General features: G+C 57.4%; 6 protein-coding genes. 1 reads left to right on the plus strand and 5 read right to left on the minus strand.

Going from position 1 to position 6,512, the window contains the following annotated elements:
• The first annotated feature begins 65 nt into the window (after positions 1 to 65).
• Positions 66 to 842 carry a M48 family metallopeptidase gene (locus ACTQZF_RS06390; protein ID WP_441554844.1) on the plus strand — a complete coding sequence of 259 codons (777 nt, stop codon included), beginning with the start codon at positions 66 to 68 and terminating at the stop codon, positions 840 to 842.
• 6 nt (positions 843 to 848) lie between these two features.
• Here the strand turns inward: ACTQZF_RS06390 and folB are convergent, their stop codons facing one another.
• The 5 genes from folB to nrdD form a co-directional block, all read right to left on the minus strand.
• Positions 849 to 1,334, minus strand: a complete 486-nt coding sequence (folB, locus tag ACTQZF_RS06395; RefSeq protein WP_427718610.1) for a dihydroneopterin aldolase — start codon at positions 1,332 to 1,334, stop codon at positions 849 to 851.
• Positions 1,335 to 1,377: 43 nt separating this feature from the next.
• Positions 1,378 to 1,959 carry an HD domain-containing protein gene (locus tag ACTQZF_RS06400; RefSeq protein ID WP_441554845.1) on the minus strand — a complete coding sequence of 194 codons (582 nt, stop codon included), beginning with the start codon at positions 1,957 to 1,959 and terminating at the stop codon, positions 1,378 to 1,380.
• Between the two features lie 2 nt (positions 1,960 to 1,961).
• A complete protein-coding gene (folE, locus tag ACTQZF_RS06405; RefSeq protein ID WP_427795955.1) occupies positions 1,962 to 2,519 on the minus strand; it encodes a GTP cyclohydrolase I FolE in 558 nt (185 codons plus the stop codon).
• Positions 2,520 to 2,586: 67 nt separating this feature from the next.
• On the minus strand, positions 2,587 to 3,168 hold the full coding sequence (gene nrdG / locus ACTQZF_RS06410; protein WP_441554846.1) for an anaerobic ribonucleoside-triphosphate reductase activating protein: 582 nt from the start codon (positions 3,166 to 3,168) through the stop codon (positions 2,587 to 2,589).
• A gap of 426 nt (positions 3,169 to 3,594) precedes the next feature.
• Positions 3,595 to 5,817, minus strand: a complete 2,223-nt coding sequence (nrdD, locus tag ACTQZF_RS06415) for an anaerobic ribonucleoside-triphosphate reductase (protein WP_441554847.1) — start codon at positions 5,815 to 5,817, stop codon at positions 3,595 to 3,597.
• Between the last annotated feature and the right edge of the window lie 695 nt (positions 5,818 to 6,512).

The raw sequence follows: 6,512 nt of genomic DNA on the forward strand, positions 1-6,512 counted from the left end.
CCTTGAGCGGGCCGGCATGCCGAACGGTCGACATGCCGGCCCGTCCCCAATCTGAAGGACCGCTTTTGACGCAGCAGTTTACGATTTCCGTATCCCGACCGGATGGGATGCCCATCCCCGTCGTCGTTACCAAAAAGCGTGTCAAGAACTTCAACCTACGCGTCACATCGAGCGGTGAGGTCCACGCCAGTGCGCCGCTCGGTGCCAGCCGCGAGCGTATCGAAGCATTTGTGAAGCGCAACAGCGCCTGGATTATCAGCCGACTTGCCCAGCGCGAGCAACGTCAGGCGACGGAGCGAGAGCCGCTCAGCCCCTCGTCCATCATTGCGCTTTGGGGCAAGCCCATCACGGTACAAGATGCGCTCGATCACAACTTTGCATCACCCGCACCGCGACCCAAACAGGCCACCTTCGCAAGTTTTATGGGTACCGACGAGCCAAGTGGGCGCGCGCAGGCAAAGCAGCGCACGGCCCTCGACGGCCTAACGCCCGATGAGCTCCAAGCCCGCATCGACCAGCTCTATACATCCGAGGTCACCACGGCGCTGCACGATATGGTGCGCACATACGAAATCGCAATGGGTATCGCCGCTTCCCGCGTTTCCGTGCGCAGCATGAAAACGCGCTGGGGCTCGTGTACGCCCAAAACCGGTGCCATTCGCATCGCACGCGAGCTTGCCGCCTACCCCGTCGAGTGCCTTGACATGGTTGTCGCCCACGAGCTCGTCCACTTGCTCGAGCCAAGCCACAATCAGCGGTTTCACGCCCTGCTCGACACGTACTGCCCCAACAATAGAGCTCTGTCGCAGCGGCTCAAGCAGCCACCCATAGAGACGTATTAGAACCGGTTAGCGCACGCGCTCGATCTCGACACCGCAGCTTGCCAGGGGAAGACCGACGGGCGCCCAAGGCTTATCGAGCTTAACACGCACGCCGAGCAGCAGGGGGTAACGACGTAGCAGCATCTGGGCCACGCCCTCGGCTGCGGCCTCGATGAGCTTAAACGTATGCTCGCGCAGATAGCCATCGACATCGTGGCACACCGAGCCGTAATCAATCGAGGCATCCAGGTTATCGTGCTCCCCTGCTGCACGCAGGTCGGCATAGAGCACCAAGGACACGATGAACTTCTGGCCCAGGGCGTTCTCCTCGGGATACACGCCGTGGTTGGCAAAGACCTCAAGACCTTCAACGGTGATGCGATCGGCATGGCGCAGATCGTCATAGCTCACGTGGGGCACCGCCGTTGCGGTGGATATTTCACCCCTTCCACGGCGGGCGAGCTCGGCGCCTTCAGTCTTGGTTGCATTCTCGGGCAGTTTCTTGTTGGTCATCGCGATCGTCTCCTTCGTTTAGAACCCCGACCGCGCAAACCAACTACACGCGAATCGACAGGTTCTTTTTATCATCGCTCCAGTTGCAGGCATTGCGCGCGGGGCATGCAAAGCAGGCGCGCGATGCTTTGTCGGCTGCATAGAGCAGACGTTCAAGCGGTTGGCTGTTCACGCGCAGCTTTCTATGGCCTAAAATGGCCGTCTTAATGGCCGCGGCATCGGCCGGATCAAATGCCACGCCATCGGGCATGCCGCCAAGAATCGCATCAGCGACGCGCTCGCTTGCAACATCATGGGATATACCCGATTCATACTGTTCATCTTTGCCGATATCGTGAAGAAGTGCCGTGGCGTAGATGACCTCGCGGTCAAATTCGAGCTGTTCCTCAAGATTCTTAATCCACATAATGCGCGCGACATCCAGCAGATGGTCAATACCGTGGCGGCAGAAGATGCGCCCCGATTCCAACTGTGCAATGTTGCCCAGGTGCCGCCGGAACAGCCCGTTGGCACAAATGTAATCAATGCGAGGCATGGCGCCAAAGGGAGTCAGGCCCGAAGCCATAAAACCGCGGCGCGGCGTCCCCTCATCGGTCTTCGATGTAAAGTCGTTGACGACTCTCATGGTTAGCGGTCCAGCATCCTAAAGAATCGCTCCTCGAGCGCGGGATCGGTCTCAAAGACACCGCGACGAGCAAGCGTTACGGTCTTGGTACCGGGCTTTTGCACGCCGCGCATGGTCATGCACATATGCTCGGCTTCCATCAGCACGATCGCCCCTTGGGGAGCAAGATATTCCATGAGGGCATCGGCAACCTGCGCGCACAGCTGCTCCTGCAGCTGCAGACGACGGGCATACACCTCAACCGTGCGAGCAAGCTTAGACAGACCCGCCACGCGACCGTTAGGGATATAGCCGATCGCAGCCTTGCCATAAAACGGCAGCAGATGGTGCTCGCACAGCGAGTAAAACGTAATGTCGCGCTCGATAACCAAATCGTTCGAAGCGACGGCAAAGGTTTTGGACAGGTGCTCCTCGGCACTCTGGCCCATACCGCCGGCAATCTCGCCATACATACGGGCGACGCGTGCCGGGGTCTCCAGCAGGCCCTCACGAGTTGGGTCCTCGCCTATACCTTCAAGCAGCAGCTTAATAGCAGTCTCGACTTTTTCCTGATCGACCATCTGGGCCTCACTTTTTTCGATTTCGCGTTCGCGCTATGGTACCACGCTGGCACGCAACCTCTTCCAGCTACATAGTATGGGTCGAATAGACCGGATCGTCCCGCCAAAGCTCCACAGCGTCGCAAAGCGCAACGCCCTCGCGCGCAGCACGAGCGCGCGTGGCGTTCATGTCGATCACGCGCTGATTGCTCGAGCCCCTAAAGCGCAACGAGATATCGTGCAGATCTTGAACGAACGGACCGTCTACCAGCATGTCGAGGCAAGCAAGGATACGGTCCGTCACGTCGGTATGGTGACGGCCACCCGGCATTAGTTCCTCGAGCACGTCACCGGTAAAGCACCAAATGGTCTTCCCAGACTCCACAGGATAGGTCGCACGCACGCGTTCGATAAAATCAACGAGCCCCGCCTGGTTCTCGGGTTCCATAGGCTCCCCGCCCAGAATCGTCAGGCCATCAATAAAGGGATGATCAAGACTATCGATGATTTTGTCCTCGACGGCACGATCGAACGGTTCACCCGCGGCAAAGTCCCACGCGACGGAGTTAAAACAATTCTTGCACCCACGACGGCACCCACTCACAAACAGAGAGGTACGAACGCCTTCTCCATCAGCAATGTCGAAATACTTAATGTTCGCGTAATTCATAGGTAACCTTCCTGGGGGTCTGGAGCATATCATCCCGTCCTCAAACATTCTCGGCCTTCGGCCTGCGAAACTGCGGGCGGGACGATATGCTCCAGATCCCTCGCGAGCGACACTCGGTAAACGAAGCGAACATCGAGTATGGGGTTCGAGGTCCAATAAAAACTGGGTTGCGGCTCAACCGCCATCGCAAGTAAATCGTAGCTGCAGCTCGAATTATTTCCGCTAAGAACTTCGAGGAGTGAGCAGACCGCATACTGCATCTCGGCTACATCAACTTGGCTGCCCCGTAGCGAGGCCCCGGACCTTTGCTCGATATGAGTTCCGCACGAACAGGAGGCGCCAGTGGCGCCTCCGTCGTGAGCCAGGACTGTCCGAAATAGCGAGTAAAGGTCCGGGGCCTCGCTACGGGGCAGCCTGGGATGGTTATTAGAGATGCAGCACGCGGTCGCGGATCTCCTCGGTTCGACCCTGGTTCCAGAACTGGGTACCGATGTAGCCGCACGTGCGACGGGCGACATTCATCTTCTCCTGGTCACGATTGCCGCAATTGGGGCACTCCCACACCAGTTTGCCATCGTCCTCGACAATGCGAATCTCGCCGTCATAGCCGCACACCTGGCAGTAATCGCTCTTGGTGTTGAGCTCGGCGTACATGATGTTGTCGTAGATGTACTGCATTACGCGAATGACCGCCTTGAGGTTGTCCTGCATGTTGGGAACCTCAACGTAGGAGATAGCACCGCCCGGCGAAAGCTGCTGGAACATGCCCTCAAACTTAAGCTTGTCGAAGGCATCGATCTCCTCGGACACGTGGACGTGATAGCTGTTAGTAATGTAGCCCTTGTCCGTCACGCCCGGGATAATGCCGAAACGGCGCTGCAGGCACTTGGCGAACTTGTAGGTCGTCGACTCAAGCGGGGTGCCGTACAGCGAGAAGTCGATATCGCTTTCGGCCTTCCACTCGGCGCACTTGTCGTTCATGTGCTGCATGACGGCCATGGCAAACGGCGTGCCCTCCTTCTCGGTGTGGCTGTGGCCCGTCATGTACTTGACGCACTCATACAGACCGGCGTAACCCAGGCTAATGGTGGAATAGCCGCCCACGAGCAGCTTGTCGATCGTCTCGCCCTTCTTAAGGCGCGCCAAGGCACCGTACTGCCAAAGAATCGGCGCAGCATCCGAAAGCGTGCCCATCAGGCGCTCATGACGGCACAGCAGGGCGCGGTGGCACAGCTCAAGGCGCTCATCGAAGATCTTCCAGAACTTGTCCATGTCCTGATGCGAGCTCAGCGCGACATCGGGCAGGTTGATGGTCACAACACCCTGGTTAAAGCGACCATAGTACTTAGGCTTGGTCGGGTCATAGTTCAGAGCGTTGGCGACATTGTTATAGCCGTTGCCCGAACGGTCGGGCGTCAGGAAACTGCGGCAACCCATGCAGGTATAGCAATCGCCGTTGCCGGCGGTCTCGCCCTTAGACAGCTTGAGCTCGCGCATCTTCTTCTCGGAGATGTAGTCGGGCACCATGCGCTTGGCGGTGCACTTGGCGGCGAGCTTGGTCAGATAGAAGTACGGCGAATCCTCGCGGATGTTATCGTCCTCGAGCACGTAGATGAGCTTGGGAAACGCCGGGGTGATCCACACGCCGGCTTCGTTCTTAACGCCCTCATAGCGTTGACGAAGCGTCTCCTCCACAATCATGGCAAGGTCGTGCTTCTCCTGGGGCGTACGGGCCTCATTGAGATACATAAAGACCGTCACGAACGGCGCCTGGCCATTCGTGGTCATAAGGGTCACGACCTGATACTGAATCGTCTGGACGCCGCGACGAATCTCATCGCGCAGGCGTTCCTCAACGACCTCGCGAACCTTCTCGGCAGATGCCGAAACACCGAGCTCCTCAAGCTCGCGAGCGACCTCGCCGCGAATCTTTTGACGGCTCACCTCAACGAACGGGGCGAGATGGGTCAGCGAAATAGACTGACCGCCGTACTGGGAGGAAGCAACCTGGGCGATAATCTGCGTCGCGATGTTGCAGGCGGTCGAGAAGCTGTGCGGCTTCTCGATCAGCGTGCCCGAGATAACGGTGCCGTTCTGGAGCATGTCCTCCAGGTTCACCAGATCGCAGTTGTGCATGTGCTGGGCAAAGTAATCCGAATCGTGGAAATGGATCAGACCCTCATTATGGGCATCCACGATCTCCTGGGGCAGCAGCACGCGTTGGGTCAGGTCCTTGGAAATCTCGCCGGCCATATAGTCGCGCTGAACGGAATTGACGGTCGGATTCTTATTGGAGTTCTCCTGCTTAACTTCTTCGTTATTGCACTCGATCAGCGACAGGATCTTGTCGTCGGTCGTGTTCTTTTGGCGCTTCAGGCTCTGAACATAACGATAGATGATGTAGCGGCGAGCGACCTCGTAGCAGTCGAGACGCATGATCTCGTCCTCGACCAGATCCTGGATCTCCTCGACCGATACGGTATGGCCGGCCTTCTCACATGCCTCGGCGACGTTTTGCGCCGCGTAGATCACCTGGCGGTCGGTAAGACGAGAGCCCTCCTCGACCTCCAAGTTGGCGGCGCGAATCGCATTGACGATCTTATCGATGTCAAAGGCAACCTCGGTACCGCTGCGCTTGATGATCTTCATCCTCTTGCCTCTTTCGCGTCGTAATCCCATTGCGCTTCAGAGCCAAACGATGCCTGGCAGGGCTTGTCCCTGTCTTGCGGCGCCGTCGCGCAATCTGTGTTCTCGATAAACCATAGGTCCTCATGCGGACAATCCTCGCGGCCGATCAAGCGGCTCAAAGGCGTGTCCAAATGGGACGAACAAGGTCTTCGTTCTCTGTCCGCCATCTATCATACGACAAAGACGCCTCTATATCCTGTATTCTTTTTTTAGGTCAAACACAACATATAGTGTTTCAGCAGGTCAAAGCAATTGGTCATTTTACAGACACATTAATTATGAGGGTTTCTTGGCAAGTCGGTAAAACGTTACCAACGCGGCTACCTGCAAGGCAGTTATAAAACCCCCTAGTCAAGCCGCCGACAAATCCTACCAAAACCAAGCCGCTCACGCGAAAAGAATCCAAAAGATTATGCTTGACCAACATGTTGCGGTCGAATGCCGGCGGACGGAGTGACAGGACTGCAAACGCTCGGAAGACTACAGCCCCGGCACCCCGTCCGCCGGCATTCGATAGGCGAGGGGCTATTAGTTCTCTTCGCGAGTGTGTTTCGTCAAGAGGATTTGAGCAAAAAGATCATCGGAAATTGAGCAGCCTGAGCATCGGAAGCGCGCACGCTTTTTGAGCGGCTAGCCCTCCTGCATGAGGGCATGGC

Origin of the sequence: Collinsella sp. LCP19S3_H3, from assembly GCF_052119145.1 — a bacterium.
In the GTDB taxonomy this organism is placed as follows: domain Bacteria; phylum Actinomycetota; class Coriobacteriia; order Coriobacteriales; family Coriobacteriaceae; genus Collinsella.